This window comes from Pseudomonas sp. NPDC087614 (assembly GCF_044743485.1).
GTDB classification, from domain to species: domain Bacteria; phylum Pseudomonadota; class Gammaproteobacteria; order Pseudomonadales; family Pseudomonadaceae; genus Aquipseudomonas; species Aquipseudomonas baetica_A.
In genome coordinates this window covers 106,445-128,881 of record NZ_JBIUWN010000008.1, presented here as the reverse complement: position 1 = coordinate 128,881, position 22,437 = coordinate 106,445, and the positions used below count along the sequence as shown (strand labels likewise).

Genomic DNA, 22,437 nt, shown 5'->3' with positions numbered 1-22,437 from the left:
TTTTTGAACGCCATCGACGCATCCTGAATCGCTTCGGCGCTCATTGGGCCTTTAACGAACTGATCAATCAGCTCTTTCGGGATCGAAGGAAACTGGGGTTTGGCCTCCGAGGCCGGTTTCTTTTTGGTCGGCATACATGCTCCTTTTCAACATGTTATGCCCGAACACAAAATTTCTGACAATCTCGTCTGCCCCGTACCACATGCACCATGCGCTGCAATGATGTTCGACTATCCAGCGCACTCATGGCCCGCGCAAAGGCGCATCCCACCGGGGCATTCATCCTTTCGAGCGACAACGCGAATACCTCCTTGGTGCGCTTATCGACCCGGTCAACCGGCAGTAGGGTGGGGCCTTCTGTCACTCACCGGGGAAGACGCATGAAAACAAGAACAATGCGCGCCATCTTCACACCGCAGGCGCTGGCAGCCGCGGTGGCTATGGGCTGCTGCGCCCAGGCGCACGCGGTTTCATTCAACATCGGGGAAATCGAGGGCACCTTCGACTCGTCACTGTCGGTCGGTGCGAGCTGGGGCATGCGCGATGCCGACAAGTCGCTGGTCGGCACGGTCAATGGTGGTACCGGGCAATCTTCGACGGGTGATGACGGACGCCTGAATTTCAAAAAGGGCGAAACCTTTTCGAAAATCTTCAAAGGCATTCACGACCTCGAACTGAAGTACGGCGACACCGGGGTGTTTGTGCGTGGCAAATACTGGTACGACTTCGAACTCAAGGATGAAGACCGCGAGTTCAAACAGATCAGCGACAAGGGGCGCAAGGAGGGCGCGAAGTCTTCCGGCGCGCAGATTCTCGATGCGTTCGTCTATCACAACTACGCCATCGCTGACTTGCCGGGCACCGTGCGTGCAGGCAAGCAAGTGGTGAGCTGGGGCGAAAGTACCTTCATCGGCAACTCGATCAACAGCATCAACCCGATCGACGTGTCGGCGTTTCGGCGTCCTGGCGCCGAGATCAAGGAAGGTCTGATCCCGGTGAACATGCTGTTCGGCTCGCAAAGCCTGACGGACAAGCTCTCTGTCGAAGGTTTCTACCAACTGGAATGGGACCAGACCGTTCTCGACAACTGCGGTACGTTCTTCGGCGTCGATGTGGCGGCGGACGGTTGCAACAACGGGTATACCGTCGGCAGCCCGGCGATTGCGCCGTTTGTGCCGTTGACCACGGCCTTCGGTCAAGGCATTGAGGTGACTCGCGAAGGCGTCGTGGTGCCCCGGGGCGGCGACCGCGATGCACGGGATTCGGGGCAGTGGGGCACGGCGTTGCGCTGGCTCGGCGACGACACCGAATACGGTCTCTATTTCATGAACTACCACAGCCGCACGCCGACGGTGGGCACCACCACGGCCGGGCGTTCGACGCTTGCCGCGTTGCCGGGCATGGTCGGCATCGCCAATGGTCTGGCCCCCGGCAGCGGCTCGGGACTGGCGCAAAGCGTGATGTTGGGACGCGGTCAGTATTACCTCGAATATCCGGAAGACATTCGTCTGTACGGCGCCAGTTTCTCTACCACACTGCCCACCGGCACCGCGTGGACCGGCGAGATCAGCTACCGGCCAAACGCGCCGGTGCAGGTCAACACCAACGACCTGACCCTGGCGTTGCTCAACCCGATTGCCGGGGGCGCTGCTTCGCCACTGGCGACTTCGCCCGGTGCTGACAACAAGGGCTATCGTCGCAAGGAAATCACCCAGATCCAGAGCACCCTCACGCACTTCTTCGATCAGGTATTAGGGGCCCAGCGCCTGACCGTCGTCGGTGAAGCAGCGGTGGTGCGGGTCGGCGGTCTGGAGTCGCGCAGCAAGCTGCGTTACGGCCGCGACTCGGTGTACGGCCAATACGGTTTCGGCGGTGACACCGATGGCTTCGTCACGTCGACTTCGTGGGGCTACCGCGCCCGGGCCATCCTCGATTACGCCAACGTGATTGGCGGGGTCAACCTCAAGCCGAACCTGTCGTGGTCGCATGACGTCGCCGGTTACGGCCCCAATGGCCTGTTCAACGAAGGCGCCAAAGCGATCAGCGTCGGCGTCGATGCCGACTACCGCAACACCTACACCGCGAGCCTCAGTTACACCGATTTCTTCGGCGGCGATTACAACGTCCTCGAAGACCGTGACTTCGTCGCCCTGAGTTTCGGCGTGAACTTCTGATCTGCCCGAGAAGGATGAATGCAATGCGCAAAATGATTCTGCAATGTGGTGTCCTGGCCCTGAGCCTGCTGGCGGCCAACGTGATGGCGGCAGTGTCACCGCAAGAAGCCAACAAGCTTGGCACCAGCCTCACGCCGCTGGGCGCCGAGAAGGCCGGTAACGCCGATGGCTCGATTCCGGCATGGACCGGTGGCATCCCGAAAAACGCCGGGGCGGTCGACAGCAAAGGGTTCCTGGCTGACCCGTTTGCCAATGAAAAACCGTTGTTCACCATCACCGCCGCCAATGTCGACCAGTACAAGGACAAGCTCTCGGACGGTCAGGTGGCGATGTTCAAGCGTTACCCGCAAACCTACAAGATCCCGGTTTACCCCACCCACCGTACCGTCGCCGTACCGCCTGAGATCTATGAGTCGGCCAAACGCAGTGCGCTGAACGTGACCACGATCAATGACGGCAACGGCCTGGCCAATTTCACCGGCAACCGCTACTACGCCTTCCCGATTCCGAAGAACGGCGTTGAAGTGTTGTGGAACCACATCACCCGTTACCACGGCGGGAATCTGCGCCGGATCATCACTCAGGTCACACCACAGACCAACGGCAGCTACACGCCGATCCGCTTCGAAGAAGAGATCGCCGTGCCGCAACTGATGAAAGATCTCGACCCGGAAAAAGCCGCCAACGTCCTGACCTTTTTCAAGCAGTCAGTCACCGCGCCGGCACGTCTGGCCGGCAACGTGCTGCTGGTTCACGAGACGCTCGATCAGGTGAAGGAGCCGCGTCTGGCGTGGGTCTACAACGCCGGTCAGCGTCGGGTACGCCGCGCGCCGCAAGTGGCCTATGACGGGCCGGGCACCGCCGCGGACGGTCTGCGCACCTCGGACAACTTCGACATGTTCTCCGGCGCTCCGGATCGTTACGACTGGAAACTGGTGGGCAAGAAGGAAATGTACATTCCGTACAACAGCTACAAGCTCGATTCGCCGAAACTCAAGTACGACGACATCGTCAAGGCTGGCCACATCAATCAGGATCTGACCCGCTATGAACTGCATCGCGTGTGGGAGGTGATCGGTACGGTCAAACCGAACGAGCGGCACATCTACGCCAAGCGCCACATGTACATCGATGAGGACAGTTGGCAGGTGGCGCTCGCTGACCATTACGACGGTCGCGGCCAACTGTGGCGGGTCGCCGAAGGTCACGCTCAGTACTACTACGATCACCAGACGCAGGCCTACACTCTGGAAGCGCTCTACGACATCATTGCCGGCCGGTACATTGCCCTGGGGATGAAGAACGAAGAGAAACACAGCTTCGAATTCGGCTTCGAGGCCAAGGCTGCCGACTACACACCATCGGCCCTGCGCGCAGCGGGTGTGCGGTAACGTTTGTGATACAACGGCTGTACAAAAGGCGACCGCACGGTCGCCTTTTTTATGGCTGCCAATCAGCGCGCTGAATATTTATCAACAAGCTGACAGCAGAGGGCTAGGGTGGCTGCAAAACAATAAGAAGGCTCACCCGATGACCGCCATGACGCCGTGTCTGGAACGCCCCGGTTTCCTGCCCAGACTGTCTTCCCATCACCAGCCACGTTTGCGATTGAGCGAACCACTGCTTGAGTCGATGGCGCGGGTCAGGCTGATCTGTGCGCCCCCCGGTAGCGGAAAAAGTGCGCTGCTTACCGAATGCCTGCTTCAGGCGCCCGCGACGTATAAGGTGCTCTGGTTGCCACTGGCAGGTGCGCAATTGAGCAACGGCGAGATGTGCCATCGATTGACTGCAGCGCTGGGCCTGACCGACACGGATGAGGCTGGTCTGATCGCGGCATTGACTCATTGGGAGGCACCAACCTGGCTGTTCATCGACGATTACAGCCGTTTGCCGGATCCGTCACTCGATGCCTTGCTCGACCGTTTGCTGACAATCAGCAGCCCCGCATTGACCTGGTGGATCGGCTCTCGCCGGCGTCCGCAATGCAACTGGCCGCGGCTGTTGCTGGACGACGAATTGTATGAATGCGAAAGCCCGACGCTGGCGCTGACCCAGGACGAGATCGCCCAGGCACTGAAACACTTGTCAGCCGAGCAGGCCGCCAATGTGGCTGGACGGATTGTTCATCGCACCGGTGGCTGGTGCGCCGGAGTGCGAATGACGTTGCTGCAAAAATGCGACTGGTCGCAAAGCACCCAACCGCAGCAACGTGTGGAAACCTTGCTTGATTATCTGCAGCACGAACTGTTCAGCGGTTTGACGCCGGAGCTGGCGGAAGTCTGGCGGGTACTGGCGAATTTGCCGCGTTTCAACGCTGAACTGTGTGAACACTTGTTCGGTGCCGGTGAGGGGGCTGATTACCTGCGAACGCTGCAAACGCTGGGTTGCTTTATCGAGCCATGGAATGAATCGTCGCAGTGGCTACAGATATTCGCGCCTTTGGCGCAGGTGATGCGCGATGAACATTGGCCCGCGTCTCGTTCATGGCATCGTCGGGCGTGCCAATGGTTCGCCGCTACCGGTGATTGGCGTTCGGCTTTCGAGCAGGCGTTGCTTGCCGAGGAATTCGAAACGGCAGTGAGCCTGTTGCAGCATTTCAACTTCGAGCATCTTTTTGAAGAGCAAACGGTGGTGCTGTTGTTGCGCCTGCATGAATCTCAGGGCGAAGGATTGACCTTGGGATCACCGCAGTTGGTCGGGCTGATCAGCGCAGCGCTGTTGTTTGCCGGCCGGTTCGAACAGGCCACGCAGTGCATCGCGCACCTGGCGAGGTTCATGCCACAGCCTTCGGCCACGCTCGAGCGGCAACTGATTGCGCGCTGGCAAACCTTGAATGGCTGGCTGCTGCATCTGGAAGGGCAGATGACTTGCGCTCAGGGTCATTTTTCCGAGGCGCTGGATTCGCTCGACGACGACCACTGGATGGCGCGGGTGATGTGTTTGTCGGGGGTGACGCAACAGGCGCTCTTGAGAGGGGCGCTGGATGTGGCCTACGCCCACAATCGGCAGGCGCTGTGTCTGGCGCGGGCGCAAAATTCGCTGGTTTTCGAGGCGCTGCTTGAGCTCGATCATGCACAAATACTGGAGCAGCGTGGCGCGGCGGCGCGGGCCGAATGTCTGTTGGCCGCAGTGCACGCTCTGCTCGGCAGACGACCGGATCGACCGACCCCGCTATTGGGCAGGATTGCACTGCGTCGGGGGCGTCTGGCTCTCAGTCAGGGGCAGGATGCCCTGGCGGCCGCTTTTTTTCAGTCCGGCCTCGACGATTGCAAGCGCAACCATGACAAGCGGGTCTTGTATGGCTATCTGGGGCAGGCACAACTGGCGGCCAATCAGGCGGATTTTGAAGGCGCATTTGTCTGGTTGCGCGATGCACAGCGGCTGATGCAGCAGCGGCAGATTCCGGAGACTGTCTATCGTGGGGTGTTGTTGCAGATCAGCAGTCTGTTGTGGCTTCAGCAAGGGCGTGCCGAACTGGCCAACGAGGCGATGGCGCGTCTGCTGCGTCACTATCAAGGGGCCGGTGCATTGCAGGCACCGCCGGCGACCATCGAGTTGATTCCACGGGTTGAATACCTGCTGATCCTGGCGCAAACGGGTCTGCGCATCGCCAATAATCCGATCATCCGCCTTCAGCAGTTATTGGCGGACGCGAAGCAGTGCAGAATGGTCGCCCTCGAAACTGACTTGCTCCTGGCGTTGGCCGAAGTTGCCTTTCTGCAGTGCGATCAGGCCGGCGCGCAACACTATTTGCAGCAGGGCCTTGAATTGGTTGCTCATCACGGCCTGCACCAGGCGTTGCGTGAACTGGAATTGCGCCAGCCGAACGTGTTGCAGGCACTGAATAACAAGATCGCTGAAGATGCAGCCGCGCAGACATTAAGCAACTACGGCGTGCTGAGCCAGCGAGAACTTGAAGTTTTACGACTGATCGCCAAAGGCTATTCCAATCAACAGATTGCAGATGAACTGTTTATTTCGCTACATACCGTAAAGACTCATGCCAGGCGTATACACGGAAAGTTGGGTGTCGAACGAAGAACTCAAGCGGTGGCAAGTGCAAAGCTGTTGGGTCTCGATCTAAGTTGAATTTGTGACAGTCAAATGGAGGATTATTTATTTTGGCGTTTGTCTGAGATGTTTTATGACGTTTGAAAACTTGCAGTAACGGCTGTTGGATTTTGTTCGCTGTTTATATTCGATAACTTGCTCGCAATCGAAGTGGCGCAATGTCATTTCTTGATCGTGGACCAAGGAGTTAGGTATGAGCGTTATCAATGGCTTTTCAGAAGTTCGACCCGCATGGCTGTCAGGTGCCAGTGAACAAAATAAGCAGCGTCATGACCATTTGCTACAGCAAGTGCGCGCTGAGGAAACCCGGCGTGACCAGTTTCTGGATAAGGCAGCATCGCTGAAAGCCTATGCTGCTGCGCGAAGTAAAGAGTGGATCAATAGTGCATTGGGTGTTTCGGTTGATCCTGAAACTATCAAGGTCACCTGTCGCTATACCATCAAGGTCGGAGCGCGCACCCTGGTTCAGGAAGACAAGCGCACGTTTGTGGAACTGGCGCTGTTCGGCGTACATGATCGCAATCAACGCTTCGAGATGGCTTTTGAAGGGCCGGTTCCTTCCGGCTTGACACCTGTGCGCGTAGAAAACTGGCTGGCGTCTGTCAACATCCGCTCGGATTTCTGGGACACGCGCCGTAAAGCCTTTAACGATTACGACGTGCAGATGGCACTTCTGCAGGTCTTGGGGGCGCGCATCGCCTACAGCACTTTTTGCGCTGCCGTGCAGGGGCATCTCAATCAGCCAAACATGGCAATGGTCGAACGCTTTATGCAAGGAGACCGGAGTATTTCGGCATCGGCCTTCGTGATGAATGGCTTCCGGTTCGGTTTCCGCGATCTGATGGTTTTCCAGCAAAAGGCCAATCCCCACGGCAACTGCGTCTTGTACGCCCCAGGTTCGCCGGACGAGCGTGACTGGTATCAATTTCCCAACAGTCGTGAACTTGAATTTCATGTGGCTGGCTGGGTGAGAACAGCCGAAGGGCAGAGCTATCTGGCGGCGCAAACTCAACCTGCGGAAAGGGCGCCACTGGCCAAATACGTGGCCACGCTGCGGCAGCTACCGAGTGCCTGGAAAGGGGTAACGTTTTCCGAATGGCCGGACGCACCGGAAGGCATTCTTGTCGAGGTAATCTTCCATCAGATCGCCTGGGACCTGGCACAGGAAACGCTCGCCCATCCTGCCGCCTATCGAAGCGCCCCTGATGAAATGCGCCAGTCGTTTGCCCGCTTGAATACGGAGTTGAAAGCGCTCTACACCATCGGCACTCGCGAAGCGGGCATCCTGACCTATGAGCGCTTCTGTTACGACTTGATCAAGCAACGGATCGAAGATCTTTTAAAGACCTTTGGAAAAACGGTGCAGGTAAACCCGGACGAGATCCTCCTTGATCTGAGTGAAAACGAGACGATTACGCTCACCCGGTTGATCATCAAGGAAACGCAGTTTTATGCCCATGATCGTGGCGGCGAAGTGATTGGGATTTATCCGCGCTTTCGTGTAGGCGCGAAGCATCCAGCACTGCCCGACCTGGACATACGTCAACTGGCCAGTTGGTCGAGAACGTTGCGTCCGGGAGAGAAGTACATCGCCATGTTGCGTGCCGATTATTTAAACAGACAACACCCCGATTATGAATTCAAGAAAGACGTTCACTTCAAGTCTCGACAGGTTGAAATGCAACGCTCGGTGTTGTCGAGTTTTTATGCCGGTGCTATCACCCTCACGTTGGCTGAGCAATTGCGCACGTTGATCCTGAACTTCGATAAAGGAACGCCTGCCTCTTTTCCGCCTTTCGGAGAAGTGCCTTCGACCGTGCAGTTCAGTGCAGTCTTCAAGTTTCACGTAAAACGGTGTCTGGTTGAGGGCGTGTATGTTTTCAGGCTGGTACAGGGCGGCAAAGTCAGTGAAATTCTTTATACGCCTGACGCGCCGGACGGCGTCTACTTGCGACCGTTGAGCGGTTTTTTCGAGGCGATCAAGGAACACGGGCTGGGTCAGTATTTCTACGACAGGGTCAAGTACGTCGATCAACGGATCATGGGGACGTTCATCAATAACATTGAATTCAACAATGTTTCTGAAAAACTTCCCGTGCTTGAGCTCAACAGCCGCGTGCTGTCGTTGCGCGCGAGTTATAACGAACGTATTGAACGGATCATTGCTGATATTGACGCGCAAACCACCAGCCTGAACGAAATCATTGGCAAATTGGCCTATGACTCGGTGGCGTTGGCTGCGAGTGTCGTCAGTTTGGTAATACCGCCCGTTGGATTCGCGCTGTCCGTGGTGCAAATCACCAAAAACGTACTGGAAGGCGCCGAGTCCTACCGATATGGCGATCGAGAAACGGCCTTCAACAGTTTCAAGGAAGCTCTACTGGACCTGGCGTCTTTGATTCCTGGAGGCAAGGAAGCAACCAAGGCGCAGAAGACGCTGATTCAACTCATGGGTGACGGCAAGGCAATCGTCGGCCTGATTGGATCGGCGACCGGCCAGACCCTCGGCCATGAACGTCTTTTGGCGATAATTGAAGAAATTCTCCAGGAGGAGCCAGCGGGGGACAGCAAAACCGTATTGCTGTAACCCCCTGTTAGCGAACCGGCGGCGCCGCTGCGTCGAACCCCATTCGCCAACTCACGGCCCGCGTCGCAGCCAGCAAGCGCTGCGCCGCCGGGCCGTTTTCGTCGGCGTGAAACAGTGAGGTCGGGCCGACGATGGTGATCACGGCGGCGATCTGTCCGACAGCGTTGAATACCGGGGCCGACAAGGCATCCACCCCCGGCATCAGCAAGCCATGCACATGATGCAAACCACGTTCGCGGATCTGCTCACACAACGTCGTGTAGGCGTGCTCGTCTTTTAAAGGATGATCGGCGACGGCGATTTCCTGCTCGCGCAATTCGTCAACTTCCCGATGGGGCAAGTAGGCGCTGAACACCAACCCCGTCGAAGAGCTGAGCAGCGGCAGCACTGAACCCAATTGCGTCACCACCGTCACCGCACGCACCGCCGGCTCGATGTGCACCACAGTGGCCCCCTGATTACCCCACACCGCGAGGAAACAGGTTTCGTTGAGTTCGTCGCGCAATTGGGCCAATGGCAGGGCCGCAACTTTCAGCACGTCCATACTGTTGAGTGCGGCCAGACCCACGCGCAGCGCTTCGCGGCCGAGGCCGTAATGGTTGGTGGCGGGGTTCTGTTCGGCAAATCCCGAGGCGATCAACGCTTGCAGGTAGCGGTGCACCTTGCTTGCGGGCATTTGTACGTGCTCGGCCAGGCGCGACAAGGAAGTGGCGGGCGACAACTCGGCCAGGGCCTTGAGGATGTCGGTGCCGACTTCGGCGGAGCGGACTTTCTGTTTGCCGTGACTGTCGCTGGTTTTTTCCATGATGCTGCCGGGTTCCGGAACGAATGGGCGTCTTTATAGCTTGACGCTGGATAGCGAGCAAATTACGTTATGCGTAATCGAATTACGATAAAAACAACCCCGGCGTGCCGAAACCTCTGAGCCAGAGCGATGGGCCATGCCGACTCCCTGTTCAGGAGGCTCCATGAACCTCGATTCAACCGTGTCGACGCTGGCTTATCAGTCCGGTTTCGGCAACGAATTCAGCACTCAAGCGTTGCCCGATGCGCTGCCCGTCGGCCAGAACTCCCCGCAAAAAGCCCCGTACGGTCTCTACACCGAATTGTTTTCCGGTACCGCGTTCACCATGACCCGCAGTGAAGCCCGGCGTACCTGGATGTACCGAATTCAGCCATCGGCCAATCACCCGGCGTTCGTCAAACTTGAACGGCAACTGGCTGGCGGGCCGTTGGGCGAGGTGACCCCCAATCGTCTGCGCTGGAACCCGCTGGATATCCCCAGCGAGCCGACCGATTTCATCGACGGTCAGGTGAACATGGCCGCCAACGCCGGCGCCGATAAACCCGCTGGCATCAGCATCTACCACTACACCGCCAACCGCTCGATGGAGCGTGTGTTCTTCAACGCCGACGGCGAACTGCTGCTGGTGCCGCAACTCGGTCGTCTGCGCATAGCCACCGAACTGGGTGTGCTGGAAGTGGCACCGCTGGAAATCGCCGTGCTGCCACGCGGTTTGAAATTTCGCGTCGAACTGCTCGATCCGCAAGCACGCGGCTACATCGCCGAGAACCACGGCGCGCCGCTGCGCCTGCCGGATCTGGGGCCGATCGGTAGCAATGGCCTGGCCAACCCGCGGGATTTCCTGACCCCGGTCGCCGCTTACGAAAACCTTCAACAACCGACCACCCTGGTGCAGAAGTTCCTAGGGCAGTTGTGGGCCACCGAGCTCAATCATTCGCCGTTGAATGTGGTCGCCTGGCATGGCAACAACGTGCCGTACAAATATGATCTGCGCCGCTTCAACACCATCGGCACGGTCAGTTTCGATCACCCGGATCCGTCGATCTTCACCGTACTGACCTCGCCGACCAGCGTGCACGGTCTGGCCAACCTCGACTTCGTGATCTTCCCGCCGCGCTGGATGGTGGCCGAGAACACCTTCCGTCCGCCGTGGTTTCACCGCAACCTGATGAATGAATTCATGGGCCTGATCCAGGGCGAATACGACGCCAAGGCTGAAGGCTTTGTGCCTGGCGGCGCCTCGCTGCACAGCTGCATGAGCGCCCACGGCCCGGACGGTGAGACCTGCACCAAGGCCATCAACGCCGACCTCAAACCGGCGAAAATCGACAACACCATGGCCTTCATGTTCGAGACCAGTCAGGTGCTTCGCCCAAGCCGCTTCGCCCTCGACTGCCCACAACTGCAACCCCATTACGACGCCTGCTGGGCCACACTGCCCGCCACGTTCGACCCGACCCGGAGATAACCCATGACTCAGAATTCCATCACCCGCAGTTGGGTGGCGTCGGCCAACGACCACGCTGATTTTCCTCTGCAGAACCTGCCGCTCGGCGTGTTCAGTGTCGACGGTTCGGCGCCGCGCGCTGGCGTAGCGATTGGCGATCACGTCTTCGATCTGCAAGTGGCGCTTGAAGCCGGTCTGTTCGACGGCGCAGCGCGCAGTGCCGTCGAAGCCATGAAGGGCGGTTTGCTCAATGCGTTCTTCGAACTCGGTCGCCCGGCTCGCACTGCGCTGCGCCAGCGTCTGCTTGAATTGTTTGCAGAGGGCAGCACCGAGCGCGGCAACATCGAAGCCCAAGGGGCAACACTGCTGCCTTTGGCCGTGGACTGCCAGATGCATCTGCCGGCGCGCATCAGCGACTACACCGACTTCTACGTCGGCATCGAACACGCGCAGAACGTCGGCAAACTGTTCCGCCCCGACAACCCTCTGCTGCCCAACTACAAGCACGTACCGATCGGCTACCACGGTCGCGCCTCGACGGTGCGCGCCTCCGGCACCGACGTGCGTCGCCCCAAAGGCCAGACGCTGCCCGCCGGTCAGACCGAACCGACTTTTGGCCCGTGCGCTCGCCTGGACTATGAACTGGAACTGGGTATCTGGGTCGGTCAGGGCAATGAGATGGGCGACTCGATTGCCATCGGTGATGCCGCTGAGCACATCGCCGGTTTCTGTCTGCTCAATGACTGGTCGGCGCGTGACATTCAGGCCTGGGAATATCAGCCGCTGGGCCCTTTCCTGTCCAAGAGCTTCATCACCAGCGTCTCGCCGTGGGTGGTGACGGCCGAAGCGCTGGCGCCATTCCGTACTGCGCAACCGGCGCGTCCTGAAGGTGATCCGCAGCCGCTGCCGTACCTGTTGGACAAGCGTGATCAGGAGGGAGGCGCCTTCGACATCGAACTGGAAGTGCTGCTGCTCACCGAGAAAATGCGCGAGCAGAATCTGCCAGCCCATCGCCTGACCCTGAGCAACACACGCTACATGTACTGGACCGTCGCGCAAATGGTCGCGCACCACAGCGTCAACGGCTGCCAGTTGCAGGCCGGTGATCTGTTCGGTTCGGGCACCTTGTCCGGGCCGGAAAACGGTCAGTTCGGCAGCCTGCTGGAAATCACCGAGGGCGGCAAAAAGCCGATAGAACTGGCGTCCGGCGAAGTGCGCAAATTTCTTGAGGATGGCGACGAAATCATCCTGCGTGCGCGTTGTGCCCGTGACGGTTTTGCTTCCATCGGTTTTGGCGAGTGCCGCGGCAAAGTGCTGGCGGCGCGCTGACAGGAGCGGCTCATGGATCTCTATACCTATTACCGTTCGACCTCGTCGTATCGGGTGCGGATCGCGCTCGCGCTCAAGGGGCTTGATTATCAGGCACTGCCGGTCAACCTGATTGCACCGTCCGGTGGCGAACATCGGCAAGCGGCGTATCTGGCGATCAATCCGCAGGGGCGGGTGCCGGCGTTGCGTACTGACGAAGGCGAACTGCTGATTCAGTCGCCGGCGATCATCGAGTATCTGGAAGAGCGTTATCCACAGATGCCTCTGCTGCCCGAAGACCTTGCTACCCGTGCGCATGTGCGCGGCGTGGCGGCGGTGATCGGGTGCGATGTGCACCCGCTGCACAACGTCAGCGTGCTCAATCGTCTGCGTCAGTTGGGGCACGATGAGCCGCAGGTGGTGGAGTGGATCAGTCACTGGATCGGGCAGGGGCTGGCGACGGTGGAACAGTTGATCGGTGACAGCGGTTTCTGTTTCGGTGAGTGGCCATGCTTGGCGGACGTCTACCTGATCCCGCAGTTGTATGCCGCGCAGCGGTTCAATGTTTCGCTGCAGGCTTATCCGCGGATTCGCCGCGTGGCGGCATTGGCCGCTGAACATCCGGCGTTCATCAAGGCGCATCCCGCCAACCAGCCAGATACACCGTAAATTCCTGTGGGAGCGGGCTTGCTCGCGAAAGCACCGTGTCAGACACAGAGATTTTGACTGATACAGCGCATTCGCGAGCAAGCCCGCTCGCACAAGGGATCAGTGGACTATGGAATTGGGCGGGAGATGCCCGAGCCGTTCGGTCAGGCGCAAGCGCTGAATCGGGTCATCACTGAGCAGTAGCGCATGCTCCAGATCGAAGCGTTCGGCATTCGGGCAGTCGAGCCGCTGATAGAGACTGGCGCGGGCCAGGTAATCGGCGGCGTTGGCGTCGCCCAGTTCAAGCACGCGTTCGGCGTCGATCAGGGCCGCGATAAAGTCATCGTGAGACAGGTACAACTGGCGCAGGTTACGTGACAGGCGTTGAAGCATCTGCACCGGCGTTGCAGTCAGCAGATGGTCTGCGTTGAGCTTCATGTTCGGGCCGTATTGGCGCTGCAACAGTTCTCGACAGTCGTTGGGGTACAGGCGTCGCCCCCCGCAGGGGTCAAGCAAGTGGTCGGCCCCGGGTACCCGGAGCAGGAAGTGCCCGGGAAAGTTGACCCCGGCCAGTGGAATTTCCAGCGCGCGCGCCAGTTCCAGGGCAATCAACGCCAACACCAAAGGCTGGCCGCGTCGGGTTTGCAGCACTTTGTGCAACAACGCGGCTTGTGGGCGCAGCGGGAGGAAGTCGTCCTGAGCGAAGCCTAGCTCTGTCATCCGCCGTAATAGCGGCTGTGCCAGTTCGCTGACCGGCAGCATCGGCAAGCCATAGCTGACCCGCTGCTGCAACTCCTTGAAGTCCTGCATAAGCGCCTCGGGATTGACCGTTTTATCGTGTTCGGCCGCGATCCACAGCGCGGCCTCGAACAGGGCAGGCGGTGAACGTTGCAGACACTCGAAAAAACGTTGGCGCGCACTCATCAGGATCTCCGGGTAATGCCCCGTTTTAGCCCCGTCCATGCCATTCGTCCAGTGCCTGGCTGCGCCAATCTGGGGTTATGCCGCAAATCCAGTGTCAGCGTGGGTGCTTATTCCGGTGCGCTGCAGCAATTTTCGGGCGCAAGCCTATACTGGCGTTCTACAAGAAGTGATTCGGGAGCCCAACGATGTTTGCGCTCATGCAAAGCACTCGCCTGGAATCGCTGCACCTGAGCGTTGATCCGGTCTCCGGGTTGAAGGCGGTCATTGCCATCCATAACAGTCGCCTCGGGCCAGCCCTTGGCGGATGTCGTTATCTTGCCTATCCCAATGACGAATCAGCCGTTGAGGACGCCATTCGTCTCGCTCAGGGCATGAGCTACAAAGCTGCGCTGGCCGGGCTGCCGCAGGGCGGAGGCGTGGCGGTGATCGTGCGCCCGGTGCATGTGGAAAATCGCGGGACGTTATTTGAAGCCTTCGGCCGCTGCATTGATCAACTCGACGGTCGCTACATCACCGCCATCGACAGTGGCACTTGCGTGGCGGACATGGATTGCATCGCCCAGCAGACCCAACACGTCACCAGCACCACCTCGGCCGGCGACCCGGCCCCACACGCGGCAATGGGCGTGTTCGCCGGGATTCGTGCCACCGCCATGGCGCGATTGGGCTGCGATAACCTCGAAGGTCTGCGCGTTGCGATTCAGGGCTTGGGCAATGTCGGTTACGCACTGGCCGAGCAACTTCACGCGGCGGGCGCCGAACTGCTGGTCAGCGACATCGACCACGGCAAGGTGCAACTGGCGATGGAGCAACTCAACGCCCATCCAATCGCCAACGATGCGCTGCTCTGCACGCCTTGCGACATTCTGGCGCCGTGTGGGCTGGGCGGTGTGCTCAACAGTCACACGGTCACGCAACTGCGTTGCTCGGCAGTGGCGGGATCGGCGAATAATCAGCTGACGCATCTGGACGTGGCCGATCAACTGGAGCGGCGCGGGATTCTGTATGCCCCCGATTACGTGATCAATGCCGGCGGCCTGATCTACGTTTCACTGAAGCATCGCGGCGAAGAGTTGCCGACGATCACTGCGCATCTGTCGAAGATCAGCTCGCGGCTGACTGAAGTGTTTGCCCATGCCCAGGCGGAAAAACGCTCACCGGCGAGGGTGGCCGATGAGTTGGCGGAGAAAGTGTTGTATCGCTGAGTTTCATCGGCATGAAAAAGGCCCTGAGCCATTCGACTCAGGGCCTATTCAATTCGGGCATTGATTACTTCGCAGCTTTCACCGCTTTTGCCGGTTTCAACGGCGCTTCGGCAGATTCCTCTGCCTCGGCCTTCTCGACCGGCTCAGCCGGTGCATTGATCAGCTCCGAGAGTGCATCAGGCTGGTTCTTGAACGCCCGGGCGAACACATCGCGGTTCTTCGCCATGTAGATCCCGGCTTCTTCCACTTGCTGCTCAGTCATGGACGGAACGGCTTTTTGCAACACATCGGCCAGATATTCGGCCAGTTCGAGCATTTTGTCATGACGGTCAGCTTCGGCTTTATCCATGAACAAACGCTCCAGATCTCGGCTGCTGCGGTATACCACTTCGACGGCCATTCACCACCTCACATGCCTTCACGTTAAGTTGTCTTCACGACTACTGTATCCATATACAGCGAAAAGGATAAGCGAATCCCTGCGCCATGGGTAGTGGCTTTTCAATGTAGACCGAATTCAGGGTTTGTCAGCCTTGCGCAGGCACTGCGACGAAACGCCACGGCGCGCGCTTCGTGGCACCTCGCCATGATGGCGTGGCCTCTTTTCTGCATGAAACCCAAAGCATGCAGAAAAACGTCATGTCCAACACGCATCATCCGCTCGAATCGGGCTAAGGAACATCATCGTGAAAATCAACTGGGCCGAGAAACTGCGGCAAAACGTGCATCAACTGGCCGAGTCCCTGGGCAACCTGTTCGTCGAAACTTTCCACTACCTGGCGCTGTTCGCCATCGGGGCGGTGACGGCGTGGGCGGCGGTGATGGAGTTTCTCGGGATGCTCGAAGAGGGGCATATCAAGATTGATGACATTCTGTTGCTGTTCATCTATCTGGAACTGGGCGCGATGGTCGGGATTTACTTCAAGACCAACCACATGCCGGTGCGCTTTCTGATCTACGTGGCGATCACCGCACTGACCCGTCTGCTGATCTCCAACGTCTCGCACCACAACCCTCCGGACATGGGCATCATCTACCTGTGCGGCGGGATTCTCCTGCTGGCGTTTTCGATTCTGGTGGTGCGTTACGCCTCGTCGCAATTTCCTTCGGTGAAAATCGACAAGCCGCAACGCAAGCTCGGAGCAGGTTCCGGTGAACACCCTGAGATCGAGAAGGGCGAGCTTTAAAGCCCGGCAGCCTGCCGAGGCTCACCGCTGATTCGCTGCGGTGGCGGGGTCAGGCCGTCGCCGCTGGTCATCGCTTCAAGGATCGCCATGGCACTGTGGCCTTGTTCGATGGCGATGCCGAACTGGATGCTTTGCACCAGACGCTTGAGGCGCTTGGGGTCGTTGCGTTGTTCGGTGCTGATCATGCGTTTGGCCACGATGCGGCCGCTGTTGGACAGGGTCAGCATGATGCTGCCATCCAGGCCCTGAATGCTCAGGTTGATCTGATAGTCCGGCGCGAAGGCATCGGTAATGATCTGAAAAGGATTGTCCATGATGCGTCACCGCCTGATTGAACGTGCAGTTGTTGACCGGCCGCGATCGGGTTGGTTCGCCCATCCAGACCACCGGCCATTCCGTGGCCATTTCGCCATATCGCTTTATGCAAGTGCTGTAGCAAGGGCTATGCCGGAATAATTGTCGAACAATGAACACGGACAAAAACAAGGCGAGCCATGGGCTCGCCTTGTTCATTGACGTCCTGTTTCAGGGCAGGAACGCGTCGATGATCGCTGACAGTGCAGTCAGGCTGATCAGCATTCCACCCAGTTCACCGCCAGGCCACCCCGTGAAGTCTCTTTGTATTTGTCGTGCATGTCGGCGCCGGTATCGCGCATGGTGCGGATCACCCGGTCGAGGGAAATGAAGTGGTTGCCGTCACCGCGCAGGGCCATTTGCGTGGCGTTGATCGCCTTGACTGCGGCGATGGCGTTGCGCTCGATACAGGGCACTTGCACCAGCCCGCCGACCGGATCGCAGGTCAGGCCCAGGTTGTGTTCGAGGCCGATCTCGGCGGCGTTCTCCAGTTGCTCCGGGGTGGCGCCGAGCACGTCGGCCAGGCCGGCAGCGGCCATCGCGCAGGCGGAACCGACCTCGCCCTGACAGCCGACTTCGGCGCCGGAAATCGAGGCGTTTTTTTTACACAAAATGCCGACAGCGGCGGCGCTCAGGAAGAAAACGACGACGTCATCGTCGGACGCGTCCGGGTTGAATTTCATGTAGTAGTGCAGAACCGCAGGAATGATCCCGGCGGCGCCGTTGGTCGGTGCGGTAACCATGCGCCCGCCCGCGGCGTTTTCTTCGTTGACGGCGAGGGCGAACAGGTTGACCCACTCCATCGCCGACAGCGTCGAGCTGATGACATTCGGTTTGCCGATTTCCAACAGACTACGGTGCAGTTTTGCCGCGCGGCGCGGCACATTGAGACCGCCGGGCAACAGGCCTTCGTGGCGCAGGCCTTGTTCGACGCATTCGCGCATCACCGACCAGATGTGCAGCAGGCCCTGACGAATTTCGGTGTCGCTGCGCCAGGCCCGTTCATTGGCCATCATCAGCTCGAAAACCCGCAGGTTGTGCTGCTTGCACAGCGACAACAGTTCGGCGGCGCTGGAAAAGTCGTACGGCAATACCACGTCGCTGGCCGGCGCCACGCCGGATTCGGCTTCTGCCGCTTCGATGATGAAACCGCCACCGACCGAGTAGTACGTTTGCGTAAACAGTGCAGCGCTTTCGCCAAAGGCTGTCAGGGACATGGCGTTGGGATGGTAGGGCAGGCTCTCGTCGAGCAGCAGGAGATCGCGTTGCCAGTTGAAGGCAATTGACCGCTGGCCGGCGAGGGACAGTTGGCCGGTCTCGCGCAGTTGCTGGATGCGCGGGTCGATGGTCGACGGATCGATGCTGTCTGGCCACTCGCCCATCAGGCCCATGACCGTGGCGCGGTCGGTGGCGTGGCCGACGCCTGTGGCGGACAACGAACCGTACAAGCGGATTTCCACGCGTTGCACATCGTTGAGCCAATGCTCGTCGATCAGTGCCTGAGTGAAGGTTGCAGCAGCGCGCATCGGGCCGACGGTGTGGGAACTGGACGGGCCGATGCCGACTTTGAATAGATCGAAAACACTGATAGCCATGCTAAAGCCTTACAAGCAATGGTGTAGGAATCGCTGCCATTTTTTGTAGGCCAAGCGCAAGGTCGGCGATACTGCCTACCTCGGTCTTGTGTGACCAACGAAATTTCCTAAGACAGCCTTTAGCAGGACTAAACGATGAGTCGTCAATTGCATGCCCAGACTTACGTCTGGCTGCAGGTGTTTTCCTGTGCCGCGCGGCACCTGTCCTTCACTCGCTGTGCAGAAGAACTGCACATCACGCCGGGGGCGGTCAGCCAGCAGATTCGTCAACTGGAGGAGCGTCTTGGTTTGCGTTTGTTTCATCGTCGTGCGCGAGGGGTGGAACTGAGCGCCGAAGGGCAGCGGTTGGCGATGACGGTCAACGAGGCCTACGGCAGCATCGACGCCGAATTGCGGCGCCTGGATGCGGGGATGATCAGTGGGGTTTTGCGGCTGCGTTCGATTCCGTCGTTCCTCAGCAAATGGCTGACGCCGCGCCTGCCACGCTTGCAGCAACGATACCCGGACATCCAGTTGCGGCTGGTGGCTGAAGACAGCAGTGTGCCGCTGCACGAGGGCGATTTCGATCTGGCGATCGATCTGAACGACGGCAGTTACCCGGGATTGTTATCCACAGCCTTGCTCGATGAGCAGATTTTCCCGGTGTGCGCGCCGAGCCTGCTGCGCGGGCGTCCGCCGCTGCATGGGCCGGCGGATCTGGTGCATTTTCCATTGCTGCACGACATCACCGCCTGGCGCGGCAGTTATGAATATGCGGAATGGGAGTTTTATTTGAACGCGATCGGCTTCGAGGGCGCTGACGTGCGACGAGGGCATACCTTCAATCGCAACCACCTGACCATCGAAGCGGCCATCGCCGGTATGGGGGTGGCGATTGCCCGGCGCACGCTGCTCAACGATGAGCTGGAGCGGGGCACGTTGATGGTGCCGTTCGGGCTGTCGGTGCCCAATCACAAACGTTACATGTTGCTGTATGCGCCGGGGGCGTTGAGCCATCCTGGCGTGCGTGCAGTGCACGATTGGCTGGTGGAGGAGGCGGGGATTTTTCGCAGTTTGCACCCGTTGAACGAGGGCAATTGTGAGTAAATCTTGCAGGATGACGAGTCGACCCAACTCCCGACATTACCAGTGACTTGCTCGGTTGTCCGGCTTTTTTTGCGAATGAATATTTATCTTTTTTCAGGGGTTGAAATGTTCGTCAGTCGGGCCGATTGTTGTAATCAAGGGGGCACGAAATCCTGATCAAGGCCTCTTGCGAGCTAGCTGAAATAAGGGATGAACTATGCAAATCCAAGTCAACAGCGATAACCATATTCAAAGCAGTAAACGACTGGAGGAGTGGGTACGTACAACCATTGAGAGCACGCTCGACCGTTATGAAGAAGACCTGACCCGTGTCGAAGTCCATCTGAGCGACGAGAACGGTGACAAACCTGGTCCCCATGACATGCGCTGCCAACTGGAGGCGCGGCCAAAAGGCCATCAACCGATTTCCGTCACCCACAAAGCCGATACGCTGGACCAAGCGATCGATGGTGCAGCCGAAAAACTGGAGCATGCGCTGGACCACCTTTTCGGCAAACTGCGGGGCAAACCACGCGCCGCCATCTTGCCCTTTGAAGGCAAGGCGAATGACCGGTTGCTGGAGGAAGAATTTCTTGAGAATGAACAGGCAGCGATCAACAGTTGATACGCTGATTTTTTAAGCCATCCCCAGAAGACGGGCCTGCGAAAGCAGGCCCGTTTTGTTTTCAGCGCATTTTGCCAAGGCAAGCCACGGCCCGGCTTGCCAATTGAACGGGTAAAACCCTGCGCCGGCAATCAGATGCTTTTGCGTATGAGAATATTTATCATTAGTATTGCTCGCCTGTTGGTTCGGCTTGTCGGCCGAGCGTTTTCCGTTTCAGGGTCGAAACATGAAAGGCAAACTTGCCACTCTCCCCATGTCCTATCGTCTGGCCGTTACCTCACGGGTGTTGGCGGCGGTGTTCGGCGGCTATCTGGTTGCGGCGCTGGCCAGCGTGACCTTGACGATGTGGCTGCCACTGGGCCGTGCTGAAGCCGTGGTCACCGGCATGACCCTCTCGTTTCTGGTGTATCTGGTCGCTGTGCTCTGGTGTTTTGCCTGTCGCACGGCGTGGTCGGCGTGGGTTGGCTTGCTGGTGCCGAGCGTGATTCTGGCGACCATTTGCGGCGCGGCACGTGGGTTGGGTTTTGCATGAAAGAGGGTTTTCGTCAGGCCATGGCCTGGCTGCACACGTGGGCCGGACTGCTGTTCGGCTGGCTGTTGTTCGCGATTTTTCTGACGGGAAGCCTGGCTTATTTCAAAGATGAAATCAGTCACTGGATGCAGCCGGAAATCCCCGCGCGGCCAATCAATGCCGAGGCCAGCCTGAGCCTGGCCCAGGAATATCTGCAACAACACGCCGCGGGCGCCTCACGTTGGTTGATCGACTTGCCCGATGCTCGCGATCCCGGCCTGACCGTGCGCTGGCAGCAGGCACCTGCGAAGCCTGGCGAGCGCGGCCGCTTCGAATCCAAAACCCTCGACGCGCAAACCGGCACCGAAGTGCTGGGCCGCGAAAGCATGGGCGGCGAGTTCTTCTACCGTTTCCACTTCCAGCTACACATGCCATACCCGTGGGGCCGCTGGCTGGCGACGATCGCCGCGATGGTGATGTTGGTCGCGTTGGTCACCGGGATCATCACCCACAAGAAAATCTTCAAAGACTTCTTCACCTTTCGCCCGCGCAAGGGCCAGCGTTCCTGGCTCGACGGGCATAACGCCGTGGGCGTGCTGGTGTTGCCGTTTCACTTGATGATCACTTACAGCAGCCTGGTGATTTTCATGTCGATGGTCATGCCGGCGAGCATTCTGGCTTCTTACGGCGGCGACGTGCGGTCGTTTTACGATGAGGTGTTTCCCGCCTCGAAGGCGCCGGAACGGGCCAATGTCCCTGCTGCACTGGCACCGCTGGCACCCTTGTTGGCCAAGGCCAATGCGCAATGGTCCGGTGGCCACACCACGCGGCTAACGGTGAATCATCCCGGTGATGAACATGCCTCGGTGGTGCTGTCGCGCGCCGGTGACCGAGTGGTGCACGATTTCGGCAGCGCAGTGACCTTCAATGGCGTTACCGGAAAAATGCTCGGGCGCACACCGGCGCAACCCGTGGCGATGGCGGTGAGCGGCACTTTCTATGGTTTGCACATGGGCCATTTTGCCGGGCCGGTGCTGCGCTGGCTGTATTTCATTTGTGGTTTGGCCGGCACGGCGATGATCGGCACTGGGCTGGTGATCTGGCTCGGCAAGCGCCAGCTCAAACACGCCAAAAGCGGTGTAATGCCGTTCGAGTTGCGGCTGGTTGAAGTGCTGAACGTTGCCAGCATGGCCGGGTTGCTGACGGCGGTTGCGGTGTACTTTCTGGCCAATCGGCTGTTGCCAGTGGCACTGACCGGGCGGGCAGATTGGGAAGTGAATGCGTTTTTCATCGCTTGGGGGTTGAGCGTGGCGCATGCGCTATTGCGTGTCGGGCGCAAGGCATGGATCGATCAGCTCGTGCTGGGGGCTGCACTGTTTATGGCGGTGCCGCTGATCAATGCGCTGACCACGCCGTGGAATCTCGGCGTAACGCTGAGGCAGGGCGATTGGGCAATGGCCGGGTTTGATCTGACGTGTCTCGCCGCCGGTTTCTTCCTGGCTTGGGCCGCATGGAAAATGCAGCGCGCCGGCAACACCGCCAGCGTTAAAAAAACGCGCCGCGAAACGCTTCGACCGATCACGCTTGAACAAGGGGCGAACTGATGCTGCTGGCGCTGTTGCTGTGTTACGCCGGGTTCACGGCGCTTTGCCTGTCGATGCCTCGACATCACGATGAACTGCTCGGCCACAAACCCTCTGCCCGACGCCGTCGTGGCCTGCTGCTGGCGGGAGGGTTGCTGTTGTGTGTATCGTTCTGGGCGGCGGTGACGGCCAACGGCTGGAGTTTCGGTCTGGTCGACTGGGTCGCGGTGTTGATGATCAGTGCGTTGACGCTGGTCCTGTTGCTGCCGTATCGACCGCGACTGGCAATGGCGCTGGCCGGGATGAGCCTGTTGGCCAGTCCGGTTGCCGCATGGACGCAGGGCTGAC

At 59.1% G+C, this 22,437-nt stretch carries 18 protein-coding genes and 2 pseudogenes; 14 read left to right on the top strand and 6 right to left on the bottom strand.

Annotated features, from left to right (window positions below; all coding sequences use genetic code 11):
- Positions 1-134, bottom strand: a pseudogene (locus ACIOWA_RS05400) (IS256 family transposase); the annotation flags it as partial.
- A gap of 246 nt (positions 135-380) precedes the next feature.
- On the opposite strand from ACIOWA_RS05400, the gene ACIOWA_RS05395 reads away from it, so the two are divergent.
- The 4 genes from ACIOWA_RS05395 to ACIOWA_RS05380 all read left to right on the top strand — a co-directional run bounded on the left by ACIOWA_RS05395 (position 381) and on the right by ACIOWA_RS05380 (position 8,832).
- Positions 381-2,174, top strand: a complete 1,794-nt coding sequence (locus tag ACIOWA_RS05395; protein WP_339465826.1) for a DUF1302 domain-containing protein — start codon at positions 381-383, stop codon at positions 2,172-2,174.
- 23 nt (positions 2,175-2,197) lie between these two features.
- Complete coding sequence (locus ACIOWA_RS05390) at positions 2,198-3,565, top strand: DUF1329 domain-containing protein (RefSeq protein ID WP_339494763.1); 1,368 nt, start codon at positions 2,198-2,200, stop codon at positions 3,563-3,565.
- Positions 3,566-3,704: 139 nt separating this feature from the next.
- Positions 3,705-6,263 carry a LuxR C-terminal-related transcriptional regulator gene (locus ACIOWA_RS05385; protein ID WP_401158620.1) on the top strand — a complete coding sequence of 853 codons (2,559 nt, stop codon included), beginning with the start codon at positions 3,705-3,707 and terminating at the stop codon, positions 6,261-6,263.
- A gap of 175 nt (positions 6,264-6,438) precedes the next feature.
- Positions 6,439-8,832: a dermonecrotic toxin domain-containing protein gene (locus ACIOWA_RS05380; protein ID WP_401158618.1), complete on the top strand. Its 2,394-nt coding sequence runs from the start codon at positions 6,439-6,441 to the stop codon at positions 8,830-8,832.
- Between the two features lie 7 nt (positions 8,833-8,839).
- Here the strand turns inward: ACIOWA_RS05380 and ACIOWA_RS05375 are convergent, their stop codons facing one another.
- Positions 8,840-9,637, bottom strand: coding sequence for an IclR family transcriptional regulator (locus ACIOWA_RS05375; RefSeq protein ID WP_339432037.1), 798 nt, complete (start codon positions 9,635-9,637; stop codon positions 8,840-8,842).
- 163 nt (positions 9,638-9,800) lie between these two features.
- Between ACIOWA_RS05375 and hmgA the strand changes: the two genes are divergently transcribed.
- The 3 genes from hmgA to maiA are packed head-to-tail and all read left to right on the top strand — an operon-like array spanning position 9,801 to position 13,061.
- The gene (gene hmgA, locus ACIOWA_RS05370; protein WP_401158616.1) at positions 9,801-11,105 is read left to right on the top strand and encodes a homogentisate 1,2-dioxygenase; all 1,305 of its coding nucleotides are present in this window, start codon (positions 9,801-9,803) and stop codon (positions 11,103-11,105) included.
- 3 nt (positions 11,106-11,108) lie between these two features.
- The gene (fahA, locus tag ACIOWA_RS05365; RefSeq protein ID WP_339507927.1) at positions 11,109-12,413 is read left to right on the top strand and encodes a fumarylacetoacetase; all 1,305 of its coding nucleotides are present in this window, start codon (positions 11,109-11,111) and stop codon (positions 12,411-12,413) included.
- A gap of 12 nt (positions 12,414-12,425) precedes the next feature.
- Positions 12,426-13,061 carry a maleylacetoacetate isomerase gene (maiA, locus tag ACIOWA_RS05360; protein WP_339432040.1) on the top strand — a complete coding sequence of 212 codons (636 nt, stop codon included), beginning with the start codon at positions 12,426-12,428 and terminating at the stop codon, positions 13,059-13,061.
- A gap of 99 nt (positions 13,062-13,160) precedes the next feature.
- On the opposite strand, the gene ACIOWA_RS05355 is transcribed toward maiA, so the two are convergent.
- On the bottom strand, positions 13,161-13,964 hold the full coding sequence (locus ACIOWA_RS05355) for a SirB1 family protein (RefSeq protein ID WP_401158612.1): 804 nt from the start codon (positions 13,962-13,964) through the stop codon (positions 13,161-13,163).
- Positions 13,965-14,149: 185 nt separating this feature from the next.
- On the opposite strand from ACIOWA_RS05355, the gene ACIOWA_RS05350 reads away from it, so the two are divergent.
- Positions 14,150-15,169: a Glu/Leu/Phe/Val dehydrogenase dimerization domain-containing protein gene (locus ACIOWA_RS05350; RefSeq protein WP_401158610.1), complete on the top strand. Its 1,020-nt coding sequence runs from the start codon at positions 14,150-14,152 to the stop codon at positions 15,167-15,169.
- Positions 15,170-15,314: 145 nt separating this feature from the next.
- Here the strand turns inward: ACIOWA_RS05350 and ACIOWA_RS05345 are convergent.
- Positions 15,315-15,569 (bottom strand): annotated as a pseudogene (locus tag ACIOWA_RS05345) (YebG family protein); the annotation flags it as partial.
- Positions 15,570-15,855: 286 nt separating this feature from the next.
- On the opposite strand from ACIOWA_RS05345, the gene ACIOWA_RS05340 reads away from it, so the two are divergent.
- The gene (locus ACIOWA_RS05340; RefSeq protein ID WP_339432043.1) at positions 15,856-16,356 is read left to right on the top strand and encodes a phosphate-starvation-inducible PsiE family protein; all 501 of its coding nucleotides are present in this window, start codon (positions 15,856-15,858) and stop codon (positions 16,354-16,356) included.
- Here the strand turns inward: ACIOWA_RS05340 and ACIOWA_RS05335 are convergent.
- Entirely contained in the window at positions 16,353-16,670 is a 318-nt protein-coding gene (locus ACIOWA_RS05335) for a DUF3509 domain-containing protein (protein WP_221729982.1), read from the bottom strand. The genes ACIOWA_RS05340 and ACIOWA_RS05335 overlap by 4 nt on opposite strands.
- Before the next feature lie 258 nt (positions 16,671-16,928).
- Positions 16,929-18,305, bottom strand: a complete 1,377-nt coding sequence (locus ACIOWA_RS05330) for an L-serine ammonia-lyase (RefSeq protein ID WP_339432044.1) — start codon at positions 18,303-18,305, stop codon at positions 16,929-16,931.
- A 135-nt stretch (positions 18,306-18,440) separates the two neighbouring features.
- On the opposite strand from ACIOWA_RS05330, the gene ACIOWA_RS05325 reads away from it, so the two are divergent.
- The 5 genes from ACIOWA_RS05325 (at position 18,441) to ACIOWA_RS05305 (ending at position 22,436) form a co-directional block, all read left to right on the top strand.
- Positions 18,441-19,391, top strand: a complete 951-nt coding sequence (locus ACIOWA_RS05325) for a LysR substrate-binding domain-containing protein (RefSeq protein WP_401158607.1) — start codon at positions 18,441-18,443, stop codon at positions 19,389-19,391.
- Between the two features lie 196 nt (positions 19,392-19,587).
- Positions 19,588-19,995, top strand: coding sequence for an HPF/RaiA family ribosome-associated protein (locus ACIOWA_RS05320; protein ID WP_401158605.1), 408 nt, complete (start codon positions 19,588-19,590; stop codon positions 19,993-19,995).
- Between the two features lie 226 nt (positions 19,996-20,221).
- A complete protein-coding gene (locus tag ACIOWA_RS05315) occupies positions 20,222-20,527 on the top strand; it encodes a DUF3649 domain-containing protein (RefSeq protein WP_401158603.1) in 306 nt (101 codons plus the stop codon).
- Positions 20,524-22,110, top strand: coding sequence for a PepSY-associated TM helix domain-containing protein (locus ACIOWA_RS05310; protein WP_401158601.1), 1,587 nt, complete (start codon positions 20,524-20,526; stop codon positions 22,108-22,110). The genes ACIOWA_RS05315 and ACIOWA_RS05310 overlap by 4 nt, the downstream gene beginning before the upstream one ends.
- Positions 22,110-22,436, top strand: coding sequence for a DUF3325 domain-containing protein (locus ACIOWA_RS05305; RefSeq protein ID WP_401158599.1), 327 nt, complete (start codon positions 22,110-22,112; stop codon positions 22,434-22,436). The genes ACIOWA_RS05310 and ACIOWA_RS05305 overlap by 1 nt, the downstream gene beginning before the upstream one ends.
- Position 22,437 lies beyond the last annotated feature (1 nt).